We start from the raw sequence: 21971 nt of genomic DNA, 5'->3' as shown, positions 1-21971 counted from the left end.
GCCTACTCCTGCGGTCCCCGCTGCGAACCGGTCCCTGTGCCTGTGCTCGTACGGGTGCCCGTACCGGTCCCCGTACTGGTCCCCGTACCGTCACCGCGCCAGGTCGCGGACACCGTCATCGTCGCGGACCCCTTGAGCCCGACGATGCCGAGCTTCAGGTCCTTGCCGACCTCGATGCCGAAGCCGACGGTGAACTCCTCGGGCGGGTGCGCGGCGCCCGCGACGGCCGCGTGCACCTCGTCGAGGAGCGGGCCGAGCGGGGCGAGGGTCGCGCGCAGGGCGCCCGCGGCGAGGGCGGCGGTGCGGCGGCCGCCTCCGGTGGAGACGGGCTCCGGCGAGCCGAACTCCCCGGGCAGCCCCGAGCCGCACTCGGCGTCGGACGCGGTGTCGACGACCGCGGTGTCGACGGCTGTGTCCCCGACGTCCGCGGCATCTCCGACATCCGCGAGCCGCACCCGCAACGCGGCTCCGGCCAGGTCGAGTTCGATGTACTCCGGCATGACCTCATTGTGCCGATCACATGCGGTCGGGCGCACAGGTTTGCCCTCAACTCCGACGCCGCTCGCACTCGTCGCGAGCCGCGGCGGCGGCACTCAGGACACACGGCAGGTAGCCCTCCGCCGCCGGCGGAATCGAAATCACGCCGCTTCCTCCACTCACCGGACAGGCGGTCACGGAACGGGAATTCAGCCTCTCACCTGGTCGCGGTCGCCGGGGTGCGGCCGGGGCGGTTCGTCGTCCCCGGCCCAGGAGCACGGGGCACGAGCCGGTCACCGCCCGTGCCGGGCACAGCACGCGCGTCGCCGAGCGGCCGCCGCGGCAGGGGAAGAAAACCGGCCACCCGGAAGGTTCGTGCTCCCCTCACCCCAACTACGCTCACAGTTGTGGCCCGGAGCCAGTTCCCCCGTCTGGCTCCGGGCCACGTGTGCGTGGACCGGTTGCGTGGGTCGAGGTGGCGTGCGACGCGGAACGGATGCGGCGCCCGGCCGGTGGAGATGCCCGGTCACGCCTGTCACTCGCAGAAGATCTTGACCTTGCTCGTGGGGTCGTCGACGTCGATCGTGACCTCGTCGAGGTGGTCGATGAGCTCCTCCAGGTGCTGCGGCTTGAGCTCGGTGAGGTCGATCGGCATCCCCGACCTGCTCAGCTCCGCGTTGGCCTTGGTGAGCGCCTGCGGCGGGACGAGGGTGGTGAGGCGGACACCGGCGCGCAGCAGCTGCAGCGGCACCTGGACGTTGATGCGGGTCGGCCCTTCGGGATCGTCGTCCGAACTCACCAGCACCCGCAGGTACTTGGGCCGCCCCTTCGGGCGGGGCGCGGCACCGGCCGGGGGCTGGGGCCCGGGCTGGTCACGCTCGACGGCGTCGATGAGCCGCTCGGCCTCATCCGCGGTGATCTTGCCCTCGGACAGCATGTTCAGGATCTGGCGACGCTGCTCGCTCATGGATGTTCCCTGGCCCTTCTGATTCCCTTGAATGTCTCTGTCCGGCTGCCGGCCCATCTGCCCGTAGGCCCGTCGGTCCGTCGGTCCGTCTGGCCGGCTGACTCACTCACTGGCTCATCTGACGCTGACCAGCAGCGCCCACGGCCCCTGCTCGATCTCGAACCGCGTGCCGGGCAGCGCCCACGCCAGGAGCCACACACCCCGCAGCGGTCCCACCGGGCTCATGCGGAAGACGACGCACGCGACCAGTCCGGCCAGCAGGGCGAGCAGCAGCAGCGGCGACAGCACCAGCAGCACCGGCACGACCGGGACGAACACGCGTCGCCGACGCCCGTCGGTGCGTCGATAACGCACCGTCACCAGCTGTGGGATCACCGGGACTTCTCCAGTTCGGTGAGCGCCTCCTGGGCGCTGATCTCGCCGCGCTGCAGACGGTCGATGACGTCGGCGCTCGTGGGCGCCGGACCGGTGTCGACGGTCTCGATGGTCTCGACGGCGTCGGCGAAGTCGATGCGCTCGGCGATCCGCTTGAGCCGGGACTTGATCGTCGGGTAGCTCACCCCGAAGATCCGCTCCATCTCCTTGATCGAGCCGTGCGACCGTACGAACGCGGCGACGAACACCTGGTCGTCCACGCCGAGCTGCGCCAGCTGCGGCGGCTCGAACTGCCCCTCCACCGCGATGCCGCTGTCGACGAGCCGGACCCGCTCGACCACGAACGGCTGCCCCTGGGTCAGGTCTGTCAGCTCCTGCCACTCCACCCTTGGCTCCCTGCGCTCGGCGACTCCCTCACGATTCATTTGTAGCTTGAGATTTTTGAGGCGTCAACGCGCAGACTTCAAGATTATTAATTGGATCTTGAAAGTCTTCTTCGCTCGCCATGATGGCTCCATCAGTCGTCGAGGGCGAGGCTGAGCAGCCCGGCCGACGTGGTGACGAAGAGGCGGTGATCCGCGGCCGCGAGCGCGCTCACGGGGGAGCGGACGGGGATCACCGCCAGGCACCGGAACGCCTCCGTCTCCGCGCCCACATCCGCGCCCGCATTCGCATGCGCATCCTGTTCCGCCCCCGTCGCCCGTTCTCCTCTGCCCCACAGGCGCACCGTACGGTCCTTGCTGCCGCTGGCCAGCAGCGTGCGCCCGCCGCCGAGCGGGAGGACGCACAGCCCCGTGACCCAGTCCTGATGGCCTCCCAGCACCTGCTCGGCCGCTCCGGTGCCGGGATCCCACAGCCGCACCGTGCCATCGTGGCTGCCGCTGGCCAGCAGGGTCCGCCCGTCGCCGCCCGGCGGCACGGCGCACAGCGCGTTGACCCAGCCGCGGTGGCCCAGCAGTTCACGGGGCCGGTCGTCCGACCCGGTGTCCCACAGCCAGACATACGGGTCCCAGCCGGCACCGGCCAGCAGGGCGCGGCCCGGCGAAGTCCCGTCCGGCGAAGTCCCGTCCGGCGGAGCGCTGCCCGGCCGTGCGTCCCCCGGCAGGGGAAGCGCGCACAGCGTGCGGAGCTTGCCCTTGTGCCGGGCGACGGTGCGCACGTGTTCGCCGGTCGCCGGGTCCCAGAGCCGTACGTTCGCGACGTGCTCACCGAACCGCTCACCACAGGTGGCCAACAGGTGCCGCCCGTCCGCCGGCACCGGGCACACCGCGGTGAACTCCTCGGAGACGAGCTCCCCTTCGGCCGTCACGGCGTACGTCCCGACCGCATCCGTATGCGCGTACCCGATGAGCCGGGTGTCCTGGCCCGTGGCGGGGTCGTGCAGGCGGATGGTGCCGTTGTGGCTGACGGCGGCGAGGAGCCGACGGCCCCCGACGGGCACGGCGCAGACCCCGCTGACCCAACGCTGGGTGAAATCCACTTCGTTGCGGTCCACCACGTCCGTACGAGTGCCGAGTTCCGCGTCCCACAGGCGGACCGCTCCATTGGTGCTCCCCGTCGCCACCAGGGTCCGGTCGCCGCCGAGCGGTACCGCGCACACCGTGTCCAACGACTCGCGCAGGTCGGTGGACCGGGGCGACGGCTCCGCCGCCGGATCCCACAGCCGCACCATGCCGTCGAACTTCCCGCCCCCGCTGGCGAGCAGGGTCCGGCCGGGCAGCGGCAGCGCACAGACGCCGCCCCAGACCGGCCCGGTGTGCCCCCGCAAGGTGCGCACCGGCTCACCGCTGCCCACGTCCCACAGCCGCAGCCCGTAGTCGCCGCCCCCGACGGCGGCCAGCAGCGTGCGCCCACCCGCCTCCACCGGGCACACGCCGAAGGTCAGCCCCGCACCACCGTCGAACGCGCGCACCAGCTCACCGGTGGCGGGGTCCCACACCCGCACCTTGCCGTCGCTCCCACCGCTGACCAGCACGGTGCGCCCGCCCAGCGACAGCGCGCACAGCGTGTACACCGGCCCGGTGTGCCCCGGAATGCCGACGGGGGCATGGCCCGGCGCGTACAGCACACATGTCTTTCCCCGCGTCGTGTCGGGCCGCCCGGCGAACGCGTGCACCAACCGGCCGGTGGCCGCGTCCCACAGCCGGATCGTCCCGTCGTCGCCGCCTGCGGCCAGCACGGTCGCACCCTCCAGGGCGAACGCACAGAGCCCGCGGACCGGGTGGGAGCCGTCGAACGGTTCGGTGCCGATGCCGAGGACCCGCACCTGGCGGCCGCTGCCCGGATCCCACAGCCGCACGGTCCCGTCGTCGCCACCGCTCGCCAGCAGCGTGTGATCCCCGAACGGCACCGCGCACAGCCCGTTCACCAGCCGACCGCTGTGCCCGGTCAGCGTGCGCGACCGCTCGCCGCTCAGCGGATTCCACACCTGCACGGCGCCGACGGCCCCCTCGGCCCCGCCGGCGGCAAGCAGCACCTCCCCGTCCACGGTCACGGCGCACAGGGCGAACACGGCGGCCCCCGGCCCACCCAGTACGAGGGTCTCCGCGCCGCTGACCGGATCCCAGACCCGTATCCGACCGTCCTCCGTCCCCCCGGCCAGCCGCACCCCGCCGGGCAGCGGCAGCGCGCACACCGCCCCCACCGCCTGGGCCCCGCCGTCGAGCTCCGCCACCTCGTCACGGCGCGGACCAGCAGCCCACAACACCCTTGTGCCGTACGACACTTCCGTCCCCCTTCTCGATTTCCGACCGGCAGCGCCGAGGCTACCCAGGGCGGCGAGAACCACAGGCCGGCCACCTGCGTCTCACCCCGACCGGAGGGAGGCGGGCAGTGGTGAGGCATTTCAGGCGAGCACTTCAAGAGCGGCGACAGCGCCGGGCCTGGCGCGGATACCTGGCCGACCTGGAGCCGTGGCTGTCCCACGCGGCGCACCACGTCGTCGTCAGGGCCCTGGTCGAGGCGCAGACGGCCCGGTCCGGGCGCGCGTTCGTCGGGGTCCAGGACGTCATCGACGAGGCGAGGGGCGCGGCGAAGCACGTGGAACAGCGCGCAGGACATGGCTCGGAGACCGTCGCGTGGGTGGCCGCGGCAACGCTGCGCCGGTCCCTGGAACGAGCCCGCGGACCGCTCCCACTGGACACGGACGCCTACGATCCCGCCTTCGCCTGGGCACCCTCGCCGTCCGAGCCCGAGTGACGGCGAAGGCCATGGTCCTGCTCCACCTGCGCGGGCAGTCCGAGACGGTGACGGCCGACGTGCTCGGCCTCTCGCTCGCCTCCGTCCGCTCCACGGCCCGGCGCGCCCGGCGCAACCTGTTCTCCCGCCTCTGCCCCGACCGCACCGCCCGGGAGGGGCACCCTGGTGACCTCGACCCTTGACCAACTCCTGCACAGAGCCCGGCTCATCGACCAGCCCGAGTGCCCCGTGCCCGTCACCGAGCGGTACGCCCGCCCCCGTCCGCGACTGCCCGTGGCGACCGGCGCCGCACGACGGGCAACTCGGAGCGCGATGCCGCCCGCGATCTGCGCACCCTGTGCGAGACCGTGGTCACCCGGACCGGCGGACAGACCTCGGGGCGCTGTCCGGCGCGGCGGGCCCTACCCGGATCCCGGCCGCGCCAACTCCACTGTCCGGGCGGCCAGTTCGGAGATCCGCGCCCCGTCGAAACCGAACACCGCACTGCTCACCCGGTCCTCCAGCGGCTCCCGCCACCGCGCCGGGATCGCCGCCGCCCCGCACAGCACGCCCGCGACGGACCCCGCCGTCGCGCCGTTGGAGTCGGTGTCCAGGCCGCCGCGGACCGTGAGGGCGATCGTGCGGGTGAAGTCGCCCTCGCCGTACAGGAGTCCGGCCGTCAGGACCGCCGCGTTCGGCACCGTGTGGATCCAGCCGAGCCCCGCCGTCTCCTCCCCGAGGGTGTCGAGGGACTCCTCCCAGCTGAGCCCCGCCTCGTGCAGCGACATGGCGTGGCGCACCGTACGGGCCAGTCGGCTGCTCGCGGGGAACACCGTGAGCGAGGCGTCCAGGGCGGCGCGCGGCGAGGGCGCGGTGAAGGCCGCCGAGACCAGGGCCGCCGCCCACATCGCGCCGTAGACGCCGTTGCCCGTGTGCGAGAGCACGGCGTCGCGGCGGGCGAGGGCGGCGGCGCGGCGCGGGGCGCCGGGGGAGGTCCAGCCGAAGACGTCGGCGCGGATGAGGGCGCCGATCCACTCCTGGTAGGGATTGTCGTACGTGGCGGTGAGCGGGGGCTTGAGGCCGCTCGCGAGGTTCCGGTAGGCGGCGCGCTCCGCCGTGAAGGTCTGGAGGTAGGGCAGCCGCAACAGCCAGAGTTCACCGACCTGTTCGGTGGTGAACTCGAAGCCGTGCGTCTCCAGGAGGTGCAGGCCGAGGATCGAGTAGTCCACGTCGTCGTCACGGCAACTGCCGTGCACGCGGCCGCGCACGCACCGGCGCCACTCGGGGCGGAGTGCCGACTCGTCCCCGGGGGAGGCGGGTTCGGGCAGATAGTCGGTGAGGGGGAGGGCGTCGGCCGCGCGCAGGTAGCGGTCGATGCGCGCCCGCGTCCAGAAGTCGCCGCGCTCGACCGGCTTCCCGAGCATGTTGCCCGCGATCCGGCCGAGCCAGCCGCCGAGGACACGGTCGCCGAGCTCGGAGCGGTCGAGCCCGGAGCCGTCGAGCCCGGAATCATCGAGTGCGGTCATGTGTCTGGTCTACCTCGTCGGCTCGTCCCTGACTCCACGATCCGGCCATCCCCGACTTCCGGTCGGCCCGTCCCCGGCCCGCTATCCCTGACTCCCTCCCTGGCCCCCTGAATCCTCGTCCTGACTACGGGAGTTGACGACCCGTCGCAGCCGGTGGTGGCGCACCGGGAAGCCCTGCCCGGTGATGGCGTCGCCGACCATCGTGCGCACCGCGTCCCGCAGCCCGTGCAGCGCCGCGTGCCGGGGCGGGCCCGCGCCCGGGTCCACGCGCAGCTCCTTCAGGAGCGCCCAGCACAGCAGCAGCATCACCACGACGAACGGCAGGGCCACCAGGATCGTCGCGCTCTGCAGCGAGTTGAGGCCGCCCGCGACCAGGAGCACCGCCGCGACCGCCGCCATCAGCACACCCCAGATGACCACCAGCCAGGTCGGCGGGTGCAGGGAGCCGCGGCTGGTGAGCGAGCCCATCACCAGGGAAGCGGAGTCGGCACTGGTGACGAAGTACGTCATCACCAGGATCATCGCCACCCAGGAGGTCACCGTCGACAGGGGCAGACCGTCGAGCATCGCGAACAGCGACGCCTCCGCGCCCTCCTTGGCCTTCTCGGCCATGTCGATCTTCCCGGTGGCGTCCAGGCGGATGCCCGTACCGCCCATGACGCAGAACCAGACGATGGTGGCGCCGCTCGGCACCAGGAGCACGCCGACGAGGAACTCGCGGATCGTGCGGCCCTTCGAGATGCGCGCGATGAACGTGCCGACGAACGGCGCCCAGGACAGCCACCACGCCCAGTAGAAGATCGTCCAGTCGCCGAGCCAGGAGCTGTCGGTGAAGGCGCCGGTGCGCGAGGCCATGGGGAGCAGCTGGTGGAGGTAGCCGCCGAGGCTCGCGGGGATCGCGTCCAGGATGTAGACGGTCGGTCCGAGGACGAAGACGAACAGCATCATGAGCGCGGCGAGCGCGAGGTTGAGCGTGCTCAGCCACTTCACGCCCCGGTGCACCCCGGAGAACGCGGAGACGACGAAGGCTGCGCCGAGCGAGGCGATGATGATGAGTTCGAGGGTCGTCGAGTCCTTGACGCCGGTGGTGAGGTGGAGGCCCGTGGCGACCTGGAGCGCGCCGACGCCGAGGCTGGTCGCGGTGCCGAAGACGGTCGCGAAGACGGCGAGCAGGTCGATGAACCGCCCCGGCCACCCGGCCGCCCGCCGCTCGCCGATGAGCGGCACGAACACCGAGCTGAGCCGGTTGCCGCGGCCCTTGCGGAACACCGCGTACGCGAGGGCCAGGCCCGCGATGCCGTAGATCGCCCACGGGGTGAGCGTCCAGTGGAAGAACGAGTACTCCAGGGCCGTGCGGGCGGCCCCTCCGGTGCGGGGTTCGGCGCCGCTGGACGGGGGCGGGTTCAGATAGTGCGTGAGCGGCTCCCCGACCCCGTAGAACATCAGGCCGATGCCCATTCCGGCGCTGAACATCATCGCGATCCACGCGAGGTTCGTGAACTCCGGTTCGGCGTCGTCCGCGCCGAGCCGGATCCGCCCGAACCGGCTGAAGGCGAGGACCAGGCAGAGGACCAGGAAGGTGTCCGCCGCGATCACGAAGAGCCAGGCGAAGTTGTCCAGGACCCAGGCGAGTGCGGAGCTCGACGCGCTGTCGAAGGACTTCTTGCCGAGCGCCGCCCAGGCCACCACCGCGAGGACGGCGGCGACCCCGATGGAGACGACCGCGTAGTCGGGGGACCCGTTGAGATCACCGCCCGCCGGGTCCCCGGAGCCCGGCGGGCCGTCGTCGGGACGGGGCTGATCGATCATTTCCGTGCTCATGACGCCCCACTATGGTGCGGTAAAGGGTGATTTGACGTGCGGGCACGCCGTCCCTCCGTGAGGTCGGCCATGGGCAGGCGGCCCCTCGTGCGGTTAAGGTCGCAGCGGCGCGACTGCCTTGACGCGAGCAAGGCCCGGAAAGCAAGGGGAACCAAGGTGGCGGACGCTGCAGCGACGGCGGCGACGGCTGGGCATGTGCTCATCGCCGCGGACAAGTTCAAGGGATCGCTCACGGCCGTGCAGGTCGCGGAGCGGGTGACGGCCGGGCTCCGCCGGGTGGCCCCCCAGGTGGCCATCGAGGCGCTGCCGGTGGCCGACGGCGGCGACGGCACGGTCGCGGCGGCCCTCGCGGGCGGCTTCGAGCGCCGCGAGGTCCGGGTCACGGGCCCGCTCGGCACCGAGGTCACGGCGGCGTACGCGCTGCGCGACGGCACCGCCGTGGTGGAGATGGCCGAGGCGTCGGGCCTCCAGCTCCTGCCCGAGGGCGTCTTCGCGCCCCTCACGGCCACCACGTACGGCTCCGGCGAGCTGCTCCTGGCCGCGATCGAGGCGGGTGCGCGCACCATCGTCTTCGGCGTGGGCGGCAGCGCGACGACGGACGGCGGCGCGGGCATGCTCGCCGCGCTCGGCGCCCGCTTCCTGGACGCCGACGGCGAGCCGGTCGCCCCCGGCGGCGGCCCGCTGCGCGACGTGGCGACGGCCGACCTGTCCGGCCTCGACGCCCGCCTGAAGGACGTCGACATCGTCCTGGCCAGCGACGTCGACAACCCCCTGACCGGCCCGAAGGGCGCCCCCGCCGTCTACGGCCCGCAGAAGGGCGCCACCCCCGAGGACGTGGCGACGCTGGACGCCGCCCTCGCCCACTTCGCCCGGGTCCTCGCCGACTCCGGGGTCCCGAAGGCCGCCCAGTACGCGGAGTCCCCGGGCGCGGGCGCGGCCGGCGGCATCGGCTACGGCGCCCTCGTCGGCCTCGGCGCGAGCTTCCGCCCCGGCATCGACGTCATGCTCGACGTCCTCGGCTTCGCCCCGGCCCTGAAGAAGGCCACCCTCGTGATCACGGGCGAGGGCTCCCTCGACGAGCAGACCCTGCACGGCAAGGCCCCCGCGGGCGTCGCCGCGGCGGCGCGCGCCGCGGGCATCGAGGTCGTCGCGGTCTGCGGCCGCCTCGCCCTGCCCGCCGAGGCGCTCGGCCGCGCGGGCATCCGCCGCGCGTACGCCCTCACGGAGGTGGAGCCGGATGTGGCCCGCTGCATCGCCGAGGCGGGCCCGATCCTGGAGGACGTGGCGGAGCGCATCGCGCGGGACTTCCTCGTCTGACGGGGAGATCTCCGGCAACCCGCGGCAGAACACGAAGGCCGCCACCCCGGGCCAAGGGGTGGCGGCCTTCGTCGACTTGCCCCGCCGGGCGGGGGCGGAGTCAGCGTGCGGTCGCGGTCGAGGCCGCGCTCGCGGGGTCGTCGAGCCGGCGGTTGCGGCCCGCCCCGATCCCGAGCAGGGTCATGGGGACGCAGAGCGCGGCCAGGAGGAGCAGCGGCAGCGTCCACTGTCCCGTCGCGTCGTGCAGCACGCCGACGAGGAAGGGGCCGGCCGCGGCGAGGAGGTAGCCGAAGCCCTGCGCCATGCCGGACATCTCGGCCGCCCGCGTGCTGTCGGGGCTGCGCAGCACGATGACCGCGAGCGCGGTGCTGATCAGCAGGCCGCCGCCGAGCCCCTGCAGCAGCATCCAGAGGTAGGCCCCGCCGACCGGGGCGAGGGCGAGCCCGACGAGGGAGCAGCCGAACAGCAGCGAGCCGCAGACGGCGAAGGGCACTTGGTTGCGGGTGCGGCGGACCAGGGCGGTGAAGGTGAGTGATCCCGTGATGCCGACGAGGTTCATGAGGGAGAGCAGGAAGCCCGCTTTGGACTCGCCCATGCCGTGGCTGGTGAGAACTCCTGGGATCCAGGCGACGCAGGCGTAGTACACGAGCGACTGCAGACCCATGAACAGCGTGACCTGCCAGGCCAGCCGCGAGTGCCGCAGCTTCCGCCGGTCCGCGGGGTTGTCGTCCGCGTCCGCCGTATCCACCTCGTCCAGGGTCTGCGGCGAGACCGCGACGGGAGCCGCCGGGGCTTCGGCGGCCGGTGCGCGGCGCATCTGCGGCAGCCACAGCACGAAGGCGAGCGCGGAGAAGAGCGCCCACAGGCCGACGGCCCCGCGCCAGCCCAGGCCCAGGGCGTCACCCAGCGGCAGGGTCACTCCGGCGGCGAGCGCGGCGCCGGAGAACAGGGCGACCGAGTACAGGCCCATCATCAGGCCGACGCGGTGGTCGAAGTGGTGCTTGATCACGCTGGGCACCAGCACGTTGGACAGCGCCAGGGCCGCGCTGAGCACGATCGTCCCGGCGAAGAGCGTCACCAGGCCGGGCAGCAGCCGGATGGCGATGCCCGCGGTGAGCAGCGCCATCATCGTGCCCAGCGCCCGCTCCCGGCCGATGCGGCGGGCCAGGCGCGCGGCCAGCGGGGCGAGGAGGCCGAAGCACAGGATCGGCAGCGTGGTCAGGAGCCCGGCGGCCGAGGCGCTCAGCCCCGTGCCGGCCCGGATCGCGGCCAGCTCGGGCGAGACCGCCACGACGCCGGGCCGGAGGTTGGCGCCGATGAGGAGCACACCGACGGCCAGTACGAAGAGACCCCTGTCCTTGCCGATACGGGTGTCCTTGCCGGTACGGGTCTCCTGGCCCCTGCCGATACGGGCCTCCTGCCGGATCTCACAGGTCACTGTCTGCACGTCGCTCACCTCACTCGTCCGTCACTGCGGATGCTTGGGGATTCGGGGATAGCTCCCATATTTGTGGCCGAAAAGTCGGCTCCTGTTCAGGGATTCTCGTCCATGATAGCCAGATAGTGGGCATATGGCGACATAGATATGGGATGTTTGTGAAAGGTAGGATCCCAGACATACCCTTCGTGGACACGAAAGAGGCTGTGCGTGACGACGCTGGTGCAGCAGACCATCGAGCGGATTCAACAGGCCATCGAGAGCGGCTCCTGGCCCCTCGGCGAGAAGATCCCCGCCGAGGGCCGACTGGTGGAGTCCCTCGGCGTCGGCCGCAACACCGTGCGCGAGGCGGTCCGCGCGCTCTGCCACACCGGGCTGCTCGAGGCCCGCCGGGGCGACGGGACCTATGTGCGGGCGACCAGCGACCTGAACGCCGCGCTCCAACGGCGCCTGCGCCACGCCGAGCTGAGTCACGTCCTGCAGGTGCGGCTCTCGCTGGAGCGGGAGGCGGCCGCCGTGGCCGCCGTCAACCGGGGCGAGGAGGACCTGGCCCGCATCCTGTCCGCGCTGCTGGCCCGCCGCAGGGCGCTGGAGACGGACCCCGATGGCGTTGGGCCCGAGTTCATCGACCGCGACCTCGACTTCCACCGGGCCGTGGTGGCCGCCAGCGGCAATCCGCTCATGGTCGACCTCTACGAGAGCATCGCCCAGGCCGTCCGGCACAGCATCGAGTCGCTGTCCGTCGGGTGGCCCGGCGAAGTCCTCGGCAGCGGCACCCACGACGACCTCGCCGACGCGATCGCCCGCCGCGACCCCGAGGCCGCCGAACGGGCCGCCTGGGCCCACACCCGCGACGCACAGGCGGCCCTCGACCGAACCCGGAGCCAGCCCCCTCCGATACCTGGATGACACACATCCGCGGGCTGCTGGATACGAGCCCCTGATCGGGCGGATGCGGCCCGCTCCCAGGCTTGCGGGCATACGCGGCTCACGCCGTGTGGTCCTGGGCGTGGAGAGGTGGAATTCCCGGTGAACGTCGATCGGATACGTGCGGCCGCGGCGGGCCGGCCGCCGCAGGGGCATCGGGCACGGGGGCGCTGGGCCCGGGGCCGGGTGGTCTGTGGGGCGGCCGCGGTGCTGGCCGTCGTCGGGGTGGGCGGCTGGGCCGGGTTCACCGGGCAGGGGACGGACGGCACCTCTGTCGTGTCCGGGCAGTCCGCCGTCGCGAAGCGCTTGGACCTGTCCTGGCCACGGGAGGGCGAGGCGAGCATCGCGCTCGACGGGGTGGGCACGCTGGGCAGTTCGGGCGGGCAGAAGCCGGTGCCGATCGCGAGCGTCGCCAAGGTGATGACCGCGTACGTGATCCTCAAGGAACACCCGCTCAAGGGCGGCGAGCAGGGGCCGCGGATCGCGGTCGACGCCGCGGCGGAGCAGGAGGCGTACTCGCCCGACGAGTCCTCGGCCCCGGTCCGTGCGGGCCAGCGGTTCACCGAACGCCGGCTGCTGGAGCTGCTGCTGCTTCCGTCCGGCAACAACATCGCCCGGCTGCTGGCCCGTTGGGACGCGGGAAGCCAGGAGGCGTTCACCGCCAAGATGAACGACGCCGCCCGCGGGCTGGGGATGGACCGCACGAACTCGACGTGCGCACGGGCAGCCGCCGCCACGACGAGATCGGCGAGATCTCCTCGGCCGTGGACCACATGGCCGACGCCCTCCAGGAACGCCTGCGCAGCGAACAGCGCTTCACCGCCGACGTCGCCCACGAACTGCGCACCCCGCTCACCGGCCTCGTGGCCGCCGCCTCGCTGCTGCCCGAGAGCGAGGCCACCGACCTCGTACGCGACCGGGTGCGGGTCCTGCACGCCCTGGTCGACGACCTGCTGGAGATCGCCCGCCTCGACGCGGGCGCCGAGCGGGCCGATGCCCAACAGGTGCCCCTGGGCGAGCTGGTGACGGAATCCGTACGCCGCACCGGCCTCGACACCCGCATCACCATCACCGGCGATCCCGTCGTGCAGACCGACCCCCGCCGCCTCGACCGGATCATCACGAACCTGGTCCTCAACGCGCACCGCCACGGCGCACGTCCCGTCGAGGTCACCGTCGACACCGACACCGTCGTGGTACGCGACCACGGCCCCGGCTTCCCCCAGGACCTCCTCGCCCACGGCCCCCAGCGCTTCCGCACCGGCACCGCCGAACGCGGCCGCGGTCACGGCCTCGGCCTGACCATCGCCTTCGGCCAGGCCCACGTCATCAACGCCGGCCTCACCCTCACGAACACCACCCCGCACGGCGCCACAGCCACCCTGCAACTGCCGCACCACAAGGCGGTGTAGACACCGGCGGGCTCCTGGGGCTGCCCGTCCGTACCGATGAGGCCCCTCCGCCGGGCCGTACCGATCAGGCCGCGCCGCCACCGCCCGGGGGCCCCGGGCGCCGCAACAACCCCCGCACCCCCCGGCACACCTCCACCACACGCTCCACCTCCGCGTCCGAGAGCCCGGCGTGCAGGGAGAGCCGCACCAGGGACCGGGCGCGCGGCGTCGCGGGCGGGCAGAAGACGGAGCCGAAGACTCCCTGTCGCTCCAGGGCGTCCCGCAGCTCCATGGTCCGCAGGTCGGAGCCGCCTTCCAGCGCGATGATCTGGCTCCGTGAGCCGCCGACACCGACGCCCGCGGCGGTCAACTCTGCGCGTACGTACGAGGAGAGGGCCGCCAGGCGGTCACGGCGCCGTCCTGCCTCGCGCACCACGCAGAGCGTCTCGGCGAGGCCCGCGACGTCGTGCGGCTGCAGCGCGGAGCTGAAGATCGCCGGGTAAGCCGCGAGCTTGTAGTAGTCGACGAACTCCCGGTCGCAGCAGGCGATCAGGCCCGCCCGGCCCGCGAACGCCTTGGACAGGCTCGCGGTGCGGAAGTGCACCTGGTCCTCGAGGCCGAGGCCGGACACCAGCCCCTCGCCGAGCGTGCCGTGGGTGCCCAGGGCGTGCGACTCGTCGACCACCAGGAGACAGCCCGTCTCCTGGGCGGCCGCGGCGATCTCGGGCAGCGGGCACACGCTGCCGTCGGTGCTGTAGACGGAGTCGACGAGGATCACGCCGGGCCCGGACGCGGCGATGCGGCGGCGCAGCTGGGCCGGGTCGTTGTGCCGGAACCGGTGCGGCTCGGCACCGGCAAGGCGCGCCCCTTCCCACAGCGACATGTGCGCGAGCACGTCGATGTACGTGGGGGTGCCCGGGGCCGCGACCGCCTGCAGCAGGCCGGTGTTGGCCGCCCAGCCGGACTGGCACAGGATGCCCCCGGCGGCCCGCAGGTGGCCTGCGAGGTCGTTCTCCAGGCGCAGTTGGGGATGTGTGCCTCTGAGGTAGGCCCCCGACATGAGGGTGCTGTTGCCCTCGGAGGTCAAGGTGTCGGCCATGACCTTGAGGATGCGGGGCTCCCTGGCGAGGCCGAGGTAGTCGTTGCTGGAGAGAAGGACCGCCCCGGGGCCCGGCACCGCTCCCTCGAAGATGTGCCGGCCCTTCCAGTCGTCGTTCAGCCGGTTCGTGTGGCGGGTCATGCGGTCGAGGACGGCGGCGGGCAGGGGGGTGGTGCTGGGCATCGTCTTCCTTGCGGCTTTCCGTGTGGCGTTCCGTGCGGTTTCCCTTGTGGAACACGGGTGTTGAAGATCCATCAGATGGGCGATGGCTGGCCCGTATCAAAGCAGAAGCGTGATCGTTTCTCCTGTACGTGATCACTGGGGCGTCCCGAGCGCGTCCCGCACGAACCGATGGGAGCCGACCATGCACGGAGCCGATGACGTCCTCGGCCGGAAGCTGCTGCGGGCCTTCGCGATGCTGGACACGGATGGGGACGGCGCCCTGGTGGAGGCGGATCTGCTGACGCTCGCCGACCGGCTCGCCGCCGCCTTCGCCATGACCGGGGACGCAGCAAAGATCATTCGTTTGAAGGAAGCTTTCCGCGTCCTGTGGGACACCGACCTGCTCTCCATGGACGCCGACGGCAATGGCCTGGTCGACCGGCAGGAGTTCCTCGACGGCATGCGCAAGGCGGCCGCCAACGACCGCGAGGGGCACCTGACGCGGCTCGGCGCCATGGTCGACGCGTGGATGGACATCTGCGACGCCGACGGCAACGGAGTCATCGACCGGGACGAGTTCCTGACGATGTACACCCGGACGCTCGGCGCCTCGCCCGATGCGCTCATCCTCGCCTTCAAGGCCCTCGACCGCGACGGCAACGGCACCCTCGACCGCGACGAGATCCGCCTCGCCACCGAGGAGTACTACACGAGCAACGACCCGCAGGCGCCCGGGAATTGGCTGTTCGGTCCCTTCTGACCGCCCCACCGGCCGAGGGGCGCCGGACGAGGCGGAGGACAGAGGAAGCAGCGGACAGAGGAAGCAGCGGACGAGGAAGGGGAGAGGTGCGTGGCCGGGTGGGCGCAGATCGGGGGGCTCGGCGTCGTCGTGACCCTGTGCCCGGTGGGAGGGGCGACCGTCGCCGCACACGTGGAGGCGCTCGGCGTGGAGCTGGCGGGGTGGGTGGAGGTGTGCGGGGAGGAGGAGCCGCTGGGTGCCGAGGTGGTGGTGCGGACGCCACCGGCACAGGTGTCCCCGCCCCCGCCCGCACCGGCGCCGAGCCCGGCCCCACGGCGGGCGCCCCCGCCGGAACCGCCCGCCCGGCCGGCCCCGCCCCCGGACCGTCCGAAGCCCCCGCGCCCTCCGGCGCCGCACCCCCCGACACCGCCCCGCGTCCGCGAACTCCTCATCCCCGTACGCCTGGAGACGGCCCCGCACCCCCCGAAGCGGCGGCCGTCGACCCCGCCCCCGCCCCCGCCGCCCGGCCCCGACCTTCCGCACTACCGCGCCCCGGCCGACCGGGAACGTGCGGGCGGGCGTTCCGTGGTCACCACGACGATGGTCGTCACCACCCCGGCGGTCCTCGCCGCCGCCCTGCTCCGGCCGCGCTCGCGCTCGCGGGCCGGCACCCCTTCCCGCTCCCGATCCACCACCGGAGGAACCTCGTGACGGAATGGCTCGTACTCGCTGTCGCCATGGGGCTGGCCTGCGCGGTCGTTCTGATCGTCACCCTCGTCCGCCACCGGCGCGTCCCCGAGGACGAGGACACCGCCGAGACGCCCGACGTCATCGAGTACATGGTGATGATGGTCGGCGTGGTCTACGCGATCGTCCTCGGTCTCGCCATCGCCGGAGTCTGGGAGGCGCGCGGCGCGGCCGAGGACGGCGTACGACAGGAGGCCCAGGCCCTGCACGAGATCAGCGAGCGCGCCCAGGTCTACCCCCCGGACATCGCCGAGCGGATCCGCGGCGACGTGGAGCGCTACTCGCGGCATGTGGCGGCCGTCGAGTGGCCGCGCATGATCGAGCACCACGAACTCACCGACCAGGGCACCCGGCTCCTCGACGACCTGCGCACGGACATCGCGCGCCGCGCGCCGGCCAACGACGTCGAGGCGCAGACCTACCAGCCCCTGCTCGACCAGGTGGCCGCCGCCGACGAGGCCCGCAGGGCCCGCGCCGACAACGCGGAGGCGACGCTGCCCGGAGTGGTCTGGTTCGGCCTCGTGGCGGGCGCGGTCGTGACGGTCGGCCTGATCTTCACGCTGCAGATCCGGCGCTCGGCACGGGAGTTGCTGCTCGCCGGGACCTTCAGCGCCCTCATCGCCTTCCTGCTGTTCCTCGTCTGGAACTTCGACGAACCCTTCGGCCGCTCGGTGACGGACTCGGCGAGCGCCTTTCAGGAGCTGATCAGTACGTGAGGCATTGCGCATTCCGGTGCGTTCTCCTGCCGCCTTCTTCAGCCGGTGTTCAGCTGATTCAGCCGGCCTCAAGCCGCCCCGTGTGACGGTGGGGTCAGTCGAGAAGCCGACCCCGGGAAATCATCCGGAATCCCGGGGAATCCCAGAACTCTCGGCCGACAAAGGAGAAGAGAAATGAAGAGCCTTCGAGGAATGAGCAGGACCCGCCGCACCGTGCTGACCGTGGCCACCGTGGGCGCCCTGGGTGCCGCGATCGCCGCCCCGTCGGCGGCGTTCGCGGCGGACCAGGGCAGTGGTCACGACACCCGGTCCCCGTACGTCGCCGTCGACTCCGCCGGTCACGTCACCCACCCGAAGTCGATGCCGAAGGGCGGCGTCCCGGCCCTCAAGCAGGCGACCTCGCCCCAGGACGGCAAGGAGGGCGTGGGCGGCCTCATCGCCACGGACGCGTCCGGACACATCACGCACCCGAAGTCGATGCCCAAGGACGGCGTCCCGGCTTCCACGCGGGGCTGAAGCGGGCGGTGACCGCGGCTGGTCGACGCTCGGCTAGCCGATGTCGTACCGGGGCCGGGGCGGGCTCGTGGGCCGGCCCCGGCCCCCGTCCAGGTCCAGCACGTATCCGGCGCCGCGGACCGTCCGGATGGACCGGCAGCCGTACGGCAGGTCGATCTTCTGCCGCAGGTGCCGGACATGGACCTCCACGAGGTTCACCGCCTCCAGGCCGTCGGCCGGGCGGTCCCACAGGGCGTCCATCAGGTCGGCCTTCGAGACGACCCGGCCCGCCCGGCGCGCCAGGTGGTGCAGCAGGTCGAACTCCTTCGCGGTGAGCGTGACGCGGTCGGCGCCGCGCGCGCACGAGCGGGACTCCGGCTCGATGCGCAGATCGCCCAGGACGATGACGCCGATGTGCTCCTGCCGGTCGCGGCGCATGAGCGCGCGCAGCCGGGAGACGAGGACCACGAACGAGAAGGGCTTGGTGACGTAGTCGTCGGCCCCGGTGTCCAGGCCGTCGGCCTCGTCGTACTCGCCGTCCTTGGCCGACAGCATCAGCACCGGCGTCCGGTTCCGGCGGGCCCGCAGCTCCGCGCACACCTGGTAGCCGGAGCGGCCGGGTATGCGCACGTCGAGGACGATGGCCGCGTAGTCATGCCGCTCGGGCATGGCCAGGGCGGCGTCACCGTCACGGACGCCGTCGACGCAGAACCCCTCCGACTCCAGCCCTTCGCGCAGGAGTTCACGGAGCCGGTCGTCGTCCTCCACGACGAGCAGGCGCGGTCGCGGCGCGCTGGGATCGCTCATGATGCGGCACCTGTCTTTTCCTGTAGCCGACTTTCGGCGCCTCGACCATCCCAGGAAAGCGCCTTTCAATTCCCGCACAGAAAAAGCTTATGGCGCTGAAATGCGGTTCTCGGGTAGACAGGTTGATATGCGCGTACTGGTCGTGGAAGACGAAGAATTCCTGGCGGATCTCGTGGCCGAGGGCCTGCGCCACGACTCCCTGGCCGTGGACGTGGCCCGCGACGGCGCGGTGGCGCTGCGCAAACTCCGGCACGGCGACTACGACGTGGTCGTCCTCGACCGGGACGTGCCGGTGGTCGGCGGGGACGAGATCTGCCACCGCCTGGTCGCCGAGGAGCGCAGGACCCGCGTCCTGATGCTCACCGCCTCCGGCACCCTCGACGACCGGGTGGCGGGCCTGCGCCTGGGCGCGGACGACTACTTGACCAAGCCGTTCGCGTACGAGGAACTGCTCGCCCGCGTCGTGGCGCTCGGCCGGAGGGCCGCTCCGGCGCCGCCCCCGGCCCTCCGCCTGGGCGGCCTGACCCTGGATCCGGCCGCCCGCCGGGCGAGCCGCGACGGACGCCCGCTCGCCCTCTCGCGCAAGGAATTCGCCGTCCTGGAGGCGCTCATGCGGGCCGGGGGCGCGACGGTGCGCACGGACGACCTCGTCGGGTGCGTGTGGGAGGGGGACACCGGCGACCGGACGAACGCGGTGCGCATCCTGGTCAGCAGAGTGCGCGCCAAGCTCGGCGACCCCCCGGCCGTGGAGACGGTGCCGGGCGCGGGCTACCGCATCCTGTGCGGGCCGGGGCATCCATGAGGGGCGGCGCGGCCGGGCGCCGGCCGGCGCGGGCGCTCCTCGGGGAACGGGGCAGGCTCACCGCGCTGTACGGGGGCCTCGTGCTCCTCTCCGGCGGTGTCCTCGTCGCCCTGGTGTACGCGCTGGTGCGCCACGACCTGACCGGCACCATCAGCACCGCTCTGGGGCACGGAGCAGCCGCCCCCGCCACCCGCGAAGGCGGCGCCACGCCCGCCCCCGGACCGCGGCGGCCGCCCTCCGCCGACCTGATCAGCACGTTCCATCTCGCCTCCCAGGGCGCGGCCGACGCGGTTCTGAACCACCTCCTGGCGTACTCGGGCATCGCGCTCGCCGTCTTCGCGCTGCTGTCCCTGGCGCTGGCCTGGTGGATGGCGGGGCGGGTCCTGCGGCCGGTGGGCGTCATCACGAGCACCGCGCGCCGCCTCTCGACGGAGAACCTCCATCAGCGCATCGAACTCGACGCGCCGCCGGGCGAGTTGAAGGAACTCGCGGACACCTTCGACGAGATGCTCGACCGCATCGAGCGGCTGATGGAGTCCCAGAAGCGCTTCGTCGCGAACGCGGCGCACGAACTGCGCACCCCGCTCGCCGTGCAGCGGGCCGCCGCCGAGATCGGCCTCGCACGCCCCACCCCGGAGCGCGTCGACCGGGTGCGGCGCCACCTCATCGCCGTGGCGCAGGAGAGCGAACAGCTCATCGAGGGGCTGCTGTTGCTGTCGGTCACCGACCGGGGCCTGACGCGGCGGGAACAGGTGTGCCTGGCGGAGCTCGTGCACACCGCGGTGACCGGCCTGGCGCCACGGGCCGAGGAGGCGGAGGTCAAGGTCCACACCGATGCCGAACACGGCACCGGCACGGACGAGGGCGACGCGGGCACGGTCGACGGCGACCCCGTCCTGCTCGGCCACCTGATCACCAACCTCCTCGGCAACGCCCTCCGTCACAACGTGCGGGGCGGCACCGTCGACGTACGGGTGCGCGGCCGTGTCCTGTGCGTGAGCAACACGGGGCAGCGCGTCCCCGCGCAGGTGGTGCCCGAGCTGTTCGAGCCGTTCCGCCGCCTGGAGGACCGGCGTCAGGTGCCGGGAGAGGGGGCCGGCCTCGGCCTGTCGATCGTGGCCTCCATCGCGCATGCCCACGGCGCCGCCATCGAGGCGACCGCCAACCCGGGCGGCGGTCTCACCGTGTCGGTCTCGTTCCCGGCGGGGCCGAGGGCGGCGCCCCGGCCAGAGGTGCGGCTGGGGCGCCCGGTGGTGCCTGGTCACTCATGAGGAGCGAGCGGGGCCGGACCGCCGCGCCCCCGCGTCGAAGACCAGGTCGCCCTCGACGAACGTCATCTTCACCGCGGTGGCGTGCACGTGCGTGATCGGCACCTCGAAGGGGTTCGGGTCGACGACGACGAGGTCGGCCAGCAGGCCCGGTTCGATGTGCCCGATGCGGTGTGCCATGCCTTCCTGGCGTGCGGAGTTGGCCGTGAACAGGGCGAAGGCTTGGTCCAGCGTGATGGCCTGGGAGGCGCCGAAGGAGTCGGGGCTGCCGCCCGGCCGCTGCCGGGTGACGAGCGTCTCGATGGCGGACCACGGGTTCACCGACGGCACGACGGACCAGTCGGAGCCCGCCACGACCGGCGCGCCGGCCGCGAGCATCTCCCGTACCGGCCAGGCGCGTTCGACCGCTTCCGGTCCGACGGCGGCCGCGATGTCGGAGCAGATGGGGGACGGCTGCCACAGGTAGGGGGAGACCTCGAACGTGGCGCCGATCTGCGCCGCCCGCTCGATGTCGGTCTTCGTCACGAACGTGCTGTGCCCCACGTTGTGCATGCAGGGGCCATGGCCATTGGCCGTGCGTGCGGCCTCGATGGCGTCGAGTGCCGCCCTGACCGCCGCGTCGCCGGCCGCGTGGAACTTGACCGTGATGCCCATCCGGTCGAACCGGGTCACCGCATGGTCGAGGACCGCCGGGGCGATCGCGAGCATGCCGTGCCGGCCGGCCTCGTCGTCGCGTCCCGCCGTGTCCTTGTACGGCTCGAGCATCGCCGCCGTGCGGCTGTCGGTCGGCACCCCGTCGAGGAAGATCTTCACGCAGTCCGGCGCGAGGTGGGGGCTCGCGCAGAGGTTGCGGGCGGCGATCACGTCCTCGCACACGGGGTCGACGGGGGACCACACGAGGCAGAGGCGCACGCGCTGCCTGATCGCGCCGCGTGCGGCGAGCCGCGTGTAGGCGCGCAGTTCGGCCCGCGGTCCGGCGGTGAACCCGACCGCCGCTTCGGTGAACGACGTGATCCCGTACGAGAGCATCTCGCCGAGGGACCACTCCAGCGCCTCCTCGATCTCTTCATCGGCAGGCTTGGGCGCCGCCGCGACGAGGAGATCGACGGCGGCCTCGCGCTGTATGCCGCTCGGATTCCCCGCGGCGTCCCGCTCGAAGAAGCCGCCCACGGGGTCAGGCGTGGTGGGGCCGATGCCGGTGGCCTCCAGTGCCGCGCTGTTCGCCCATGAGCTGTGCCCGCTGGTGTCCTCCAGGACGACGGGGTGGCCGGGGGCGACCGCGTCGAGCATGGTCCGGTCGGGGACGGTGCCGAGCGCCGACGCGTCCCACTGCCCGCCGAGGACCCAGGTGCCCGGGGCCGCCCGGGAGACGTGCTCGGCGACGATACGGAGGGTGTCGGTCAGGTCCGAGCCCTGCGGGATCTTGCAGCGGCGTTCACGGATCCCGGCGTACACCGGGTGCACGTGCAGGTCGTGCAGGCCCGGCAGCACGGTGGCACCGGCCAGGTCGAGGACCCGCGTCCCCGGCCCGCGCCGCCGCAGCACCTCGTCGCGGCCGCCGACCGTCTCGATGACCCCGGCGCGCACGGTGAGCCCCTCGGCCCAGCCCGACGGCGTCTTGACGCGCCCACCCACCAGAATCGTGTCCGCGTGCGGAGCCGCGTACGGATCCGCGTACTGATCGGTCATGGCGCTCGGCTCGGTGCTCGGCTCGGACATG

At 72.7% G+C, this 21971-nt stretch carries 21 protein-coding genes and 2 pseudogenes; 12 read left to right on the top strand and 11 right to left on the bottom strand.

Annotation, left to right across the window (positions count from 1 at the left end; translation table 11 throughout):
• Window positions 1–2 precede the first annotated feature (2 nt).
• The 5 genes from ACFWYM_RS00530 to ACFWYM_RS00510 form a co-directional block, all read right to left on the bottom strand.
• A complete protein-coding gene (locus tag ACFWYM_RS00530; protein WP_384828331.1) occupies window positions 3–500 on the bottom strand; it encodes a CU044_2847 family protein in 498 nt (165 codons plus the stop codon).
• Window positions 501–1012: 512 nt separating this feature from the next.
• Complete coding sequence (locus ACFWYM_RS00525; protein ID WP_384828329.1) at window positions 1013–1444, bottom strand: hypothetical protein; 432 nt, start codon at window positions 1442–1444, stop codon at window positions 1013–1015.
• Between the two features lie 114 nt (window positions 1445–1558).
• A complete protein-coding gene (locus tag ACFWYM_RS00520) occupies window positions 1559–1819 on the bottom strand; it encodes a hypothetical protein (RefSeq protein ID WP_384828328.1) in 261 nt (86 codons plus the stop codon).
• On the bottom strand, window positions 1816–2244 hold the full coding sequence (locus ACFWYM_RS00515) for a DUF2089 domain-containing protein (protein ID WP_384828326.1): 429 nt from the start codon (window positions 2242–2244) through the stop codon (window positions 1816–1818). Before ACFWYM_RS00515 ends, ACFWYM_RS00520 begins: the two co-directional genes overlap by 4 nt.
• Before the next feature lie 92 nt (window positions 2245–2336).
• On the bottom strand, window positions 2337–4544 hold the full coding sequence (locus tag ACFWYM_RS00510; protein WP_384828324.1) for a WD40 repeat domain-containing protein: 2208 nt from the start codon (window positions 4542–4544) through the stop codon (window positions 2337–2339).
• A gap of 110 nt (window positions 4545–4654) precedes the next feature.
• Between ACFWYM_RS00510 and ACFWYM_RS00505 the strand changes: the two genes are divergently transcribed.
• Together ACFWYM_RS00505 and ACFWYM_RS00500 are read left to right on the top strand one after the other, a co-directional pair.
• A complete protein-coding gene (locus ACFWYM_RS00505; RefSeq protein ID WP_384828322.1) occupies window positions 4655–5017 on the top strand; it encodes a hypothetical protein in 363 nt (120 codons plus the stop codon).
• Between the two features lie 11 nt (window positions 5018–5028).
• Window positions 5029–5199 carry a hypothetical protein gene (locus tag ACFWYM_RS00500; RefSeq protein WP_384828320.1) on the top strand — a complete coding sequence of 57 codons (171 nt, stop codon included), beginning with the start codon at window positions 5029–5031 and terminating at the stop codon, window positions 5197–5199.
• Window positions 5200–5418: 219 nt separating this feature from the next.
• On the opposite strand, the gene ACFWYM_RS00495 is transcribed toward ACFWYM_RS00500, so the two are convergent.
• Window positions 5419–6522, bottom strand: a complete 1104-nt coding sequence (locus tag ACFWYM_RS00495) for an ADP-ribosylglycohydrolase family protein (RefSeq protein WP_384828319.1) — start codon at window positions 6520–6522, stop codon at window positions 5419–5421.
• An 81-nt stretch (window positions 6523–6603) separates the two neighbouring features.
• On the bottom strand, window positions 6604–8343 hold the full coding sequence (locus ACFWYM_RS00490; protein WP_384828318.1) for a BCCT family transporter: 1740 nt from the start codon (window positions 8341–8343) through the stop codon (window positions 6604–6606).
• Window positions 8344–8499: 156 nt separating this feature from the next.
• On the opposite strand from ACFWYM_RS00490, the gene ACFWYM_RS00485 reads away from it, so the two are divergent.
• Window positions 8500–9660, top strand: coding sequence for a glycerate kinase (locus ACFWYM_RS00485; protein ID WP_384828316.1), 1161 nt, complete (start codon window positions 8500–8502; stop codon window positions 9658–9660).
• Between the two features lie 100 nt (window positions 9661–9760).
• On the opposite strand, the gene ACFWYM_RS00480 is transcribed toward ACFWYM_RS00485, so the two are convergent.
• Complete coding sequence (locus ACFWYM_RS00480; RefSeq protein ID WP_384828314.1) at window positions 9761–11107, bottom strand: CynX/NimT family MFS transporter; 1347 nt, start codon at window positions 11105–11107, stop codon at window positions 9761–9763.
• A gap of 201 nt (window positions 11108–11308) precedes the next feature.
• Here ACFWYM_RS00480 and ACFWYM_RS00475 point away from each other — a divergent pair, with 201 nt between their 5' ends.
• The 3 genes and pseudogenes from ACFWYM_RS00475 to ACFWYM_RS00465 all read left to right on the top strand — a co-directional run.
• Window positions 11309–12007, top strand: a complete 699-nt coding sequence (locus ACFWYM_RS00475) for a FadR/GntR family transcriptional regulator (protein WP_384828312.1) — start codon at window positions 11309–11311, stop codon at window positions 12005–12007.
• A 438-nt stretch (window positions 12008–12445) separates the two neighbouring features.
• Window positions 12446–12673, top strand: a pseudogene (locus ACFWYM_RS00470) (D-alanyl-D-alanine carboxypeptidase); the annotation flags it as partial.
• Window positions 12674–12699: 26 nt separating this feature from the next.
• Window positions 12700–13437: pseudogene (locus ACFWYM_RS00465) on the top strand (sensor histidine kinase); the annotation flags it as partial.
• 64 nt (window positions 13438–13501) lie between these two features.
• Here the strand turns inward: ACFWYM_RS00465 and cqsA are convergent.
• Window positions 13502–14770: an alpha-hydroxyketone-type quorum-sensing autoinducer synthase gene (gene cqsA, locus ACFWYM_RS00460; protein ID WP_384828310.1), complete on the bottom strand. Its 1269-nt coding sequence runs from the start codon at window positions 14768–14770 to the stop codon at window positions 13502–13504.
• 109 nt (window positions 14771–14879) lie between these two features.
• On the opposite strand from cqsA, the gene ACFWYM_RS00455 reads away from it, so the two are divergent.
• The 4 genes from ACFWYM_RS00455 (at window position 14880) to ACFWYM_RS00440 (ending at window position 17395) form a co-directional block, all read left to right on the top strand.
• Window positions 14880–15437: an EF-hand domain-containing protein gene (locus tag ACFWYM_RS00455; RefSeq protein ID WP_384828308.1), complete on the top strand. Its 558-nt coding sequence runs from the start codon at window positions 14880–14882 to the stop codon at window positions 15435–15437.
• A gap of 90 nt (window positions 15438–15527) precedes the next feature.
• Window positions 15528–16127 (top strand): hypothetical protein, encoded by a 600-nt coding sequence (locus ACFWYM_RS00450; protein WP_384828306.1) that lies wholly within the window; start codon window positions 15528–15530, stop codon window positions 16125–16127.
• Window positions 16124–16879, top strand: a complete 756-nt coding sequence (locus ACFWYM_RS00445; RefSeq protein WP_384828305.1) for a hypothetical protein — start codon at window positions 16124–16126, stop codon at window positions 16877–16879. The genes ACFWYM_RS00450 and ACFWYM_RS00445 overlap by 4 nt, the downstream gene beginning before the upstream one ends.
• 192 nt (window positions 16880–17071) lie before the next feature.
• Entirely contained in the window at window positions 17072–17395 is a 324-nt protein-coding gene (locus ACFWYM_RS00440) for a hypothetical protein (protein WP_384828303.1), read from the top strand.
• 33 nt (window positions 17396–17428) lie between these two features.
• On the opposite strand, the gene ACFWYM_RS00435 is transcribed toward ACFWYM_RS00440, so the two are convergent.
• Entirely contained in the window at window positions 17429–18181 is a 753-nt protein-coding gene (locus ACFWYM_RS00435) for a response regulator transcription factor (RefSeq protein ID WP_384828301.1), read from the bottom strand.
• 127 nt (window positions 18182–18308) lie between these two features.
• Here ACFWYM_RS00435 and ACFWYM_RS00430 point away from each other — a divergent pair, with 127 nt between their 5' ends.
• Both ACFWYM_RS00430 and ACFWYM_RS00425 read left to right on the top strand, forming a co-directional pair.
• Window positions 18309–18983: a response regulator transcription factor gene (locus ACFWYM_RS00430; protein WP_384828300.1), complete on the top strand. Its 675-nt coding sequence runs from the start codon at window positions 18309–18311 to the stop codon at window positions 18981–18983.
• Complete coding sequence (locus ACFWYM_RS00425) at window positions 18980–20254, top strand: sensor histidine kinase (RefSeq protein WP_384828298.1); 1275 nt, start codon at window positions 18980–18982, stop codon at window positions 20252–20254. The genes ACFWYM_RS00430 and ACFWYM_RS00425 overlap by 4 nt, the downstream gene beginning before the upstream one ends.
• On the opposite strand, the gene ACFWYM_RS00420 is transcribed toward ACFWYM_RS00425, so the two are convergent.
• Window positions 20249–21970 (bottom strand): amidohydrolase, encoded by a 1722-nt coding sequence (locus ACFWYM_RS00420; protein WP_384828296.1) that lies wholly within the window; start codon window positions 21968–21970, stop codon window positions 20249–20251. The two genes, ACFWYM_RS00425 and ACFWYM_RS00420, sit on opposite strands and share 6 nt — an antisense overlap.
• Window position 21971: the final 1 nt, after the last annotated feature.

The sequence above is a fragment of the Streptomyces sp. NPDC059009 genome, assembly GCF_042740175.1.
Lineage (GTDB): Bacteria > Actinomycetota > Actinomycetes > Streptomycetales > Streptomycetaceae > Streptomyces.
The sequence above is the reverse complement of the archived record's forward strand: the minus strand, read 5'-3'. Positions and strand labels throughout refer to the sequence as shown.

Bases quoted from the DNA above. Each gene is read 5' to 3' on its own strand.
- ACFWYM_RS00490 (WP_384828318.1), bottom strand. From the start codon at position 8,343: ATGAGCACGGAAATGATCGATCAGCCCCGTCCCGACGACGGCCCGCCG.
- ACFWYM_RS00435 (WP_384828301.1), bottom strand. From the start codon at position 18,181: ATGAGCGATCCCAGCGCGCCGCGACCGCGCCTGCTCGTCGTGGAGGAC.
- ACFWYM_RS00440 (WP_384828303.1), top strand. From the start codon at position 17,072: ATGAGCAGGACCCGCCGCACCGTGCTGACCGTGGCCACCGTGGGCGCC.
- ACFWYM_RS00425 (WP_384828298.1), top strand. From the start codon at position 18,980: ATGAGGGGCGGCGCGGCCGGGCGCCGGCCGGCGCGGGCGCTCCTCGGG.
- ACFWYM_RS00430 (WP_384828300.1), top strand. From the start codon at position 18,309: ATGCGCGTACTGGTCGTGGAAGACGAAGAATTCCTGGCGGATCTCGTG.
- ACFWYM_RS00525 (WP_384828329.1), bottom strand. From the start codon at position 1,444: ATGAGCGAGCAGCGTCGCCAGATCCTGAACATGCTGTCCGAGGGCAAG.
- ACFWYM_RS00515 (WP_384828326.1), bottom strand. From the start codon at position 2,244: ATGAATCGTGAGGGAGTCGCCGAGCGCAGGGAGCCAAGGGTGGAGTGG.
- cqsA (WP_384828310.1), bottom strand. From the start codon at position 14,770: ATGGATCTTCAACACCCGTGTTCCACAAGGGAAACCGCACGGAACGCC.
- ACFWYM_RS00455 (WP_384828308.1), top strand. From the start codon at position 14,880: ATGCACGGAGCCGATGACGTCCTCGGCCGGAAGCTGCTGCGGGCCTTC.
- ACFWYM_RS00500 (WP_384828320.1), top strand. From the start codon at position 5,029: ATGGTCCTGCTCCACCTGCGCGGGCAGTCCGAGACGGTGACGGCCGAC.
- ACFWYM_RS00495 (WP_384828319.1), bottom strand. From the start codon at position 6,522: ATGACCGCACTCGATGATTCCGGGCTCGACGGCTCCGGGCTCGACCGC.
- ACFWYM_RS00420 (WP_384828296.1), bottom strand. From the start codon at position 21,970: ATGTCCGAGCCGAGCACCGAGCCGAGCGCCATGACCGATCAGTACGCG.
- ACFWYM_RS00530 (WP_384828331.1), bottom strand. From the start codon at position 500: ATGCCGGAGTACATCGAACTCGACCTGGCCGGAGCCGCGTTGCGGGTG.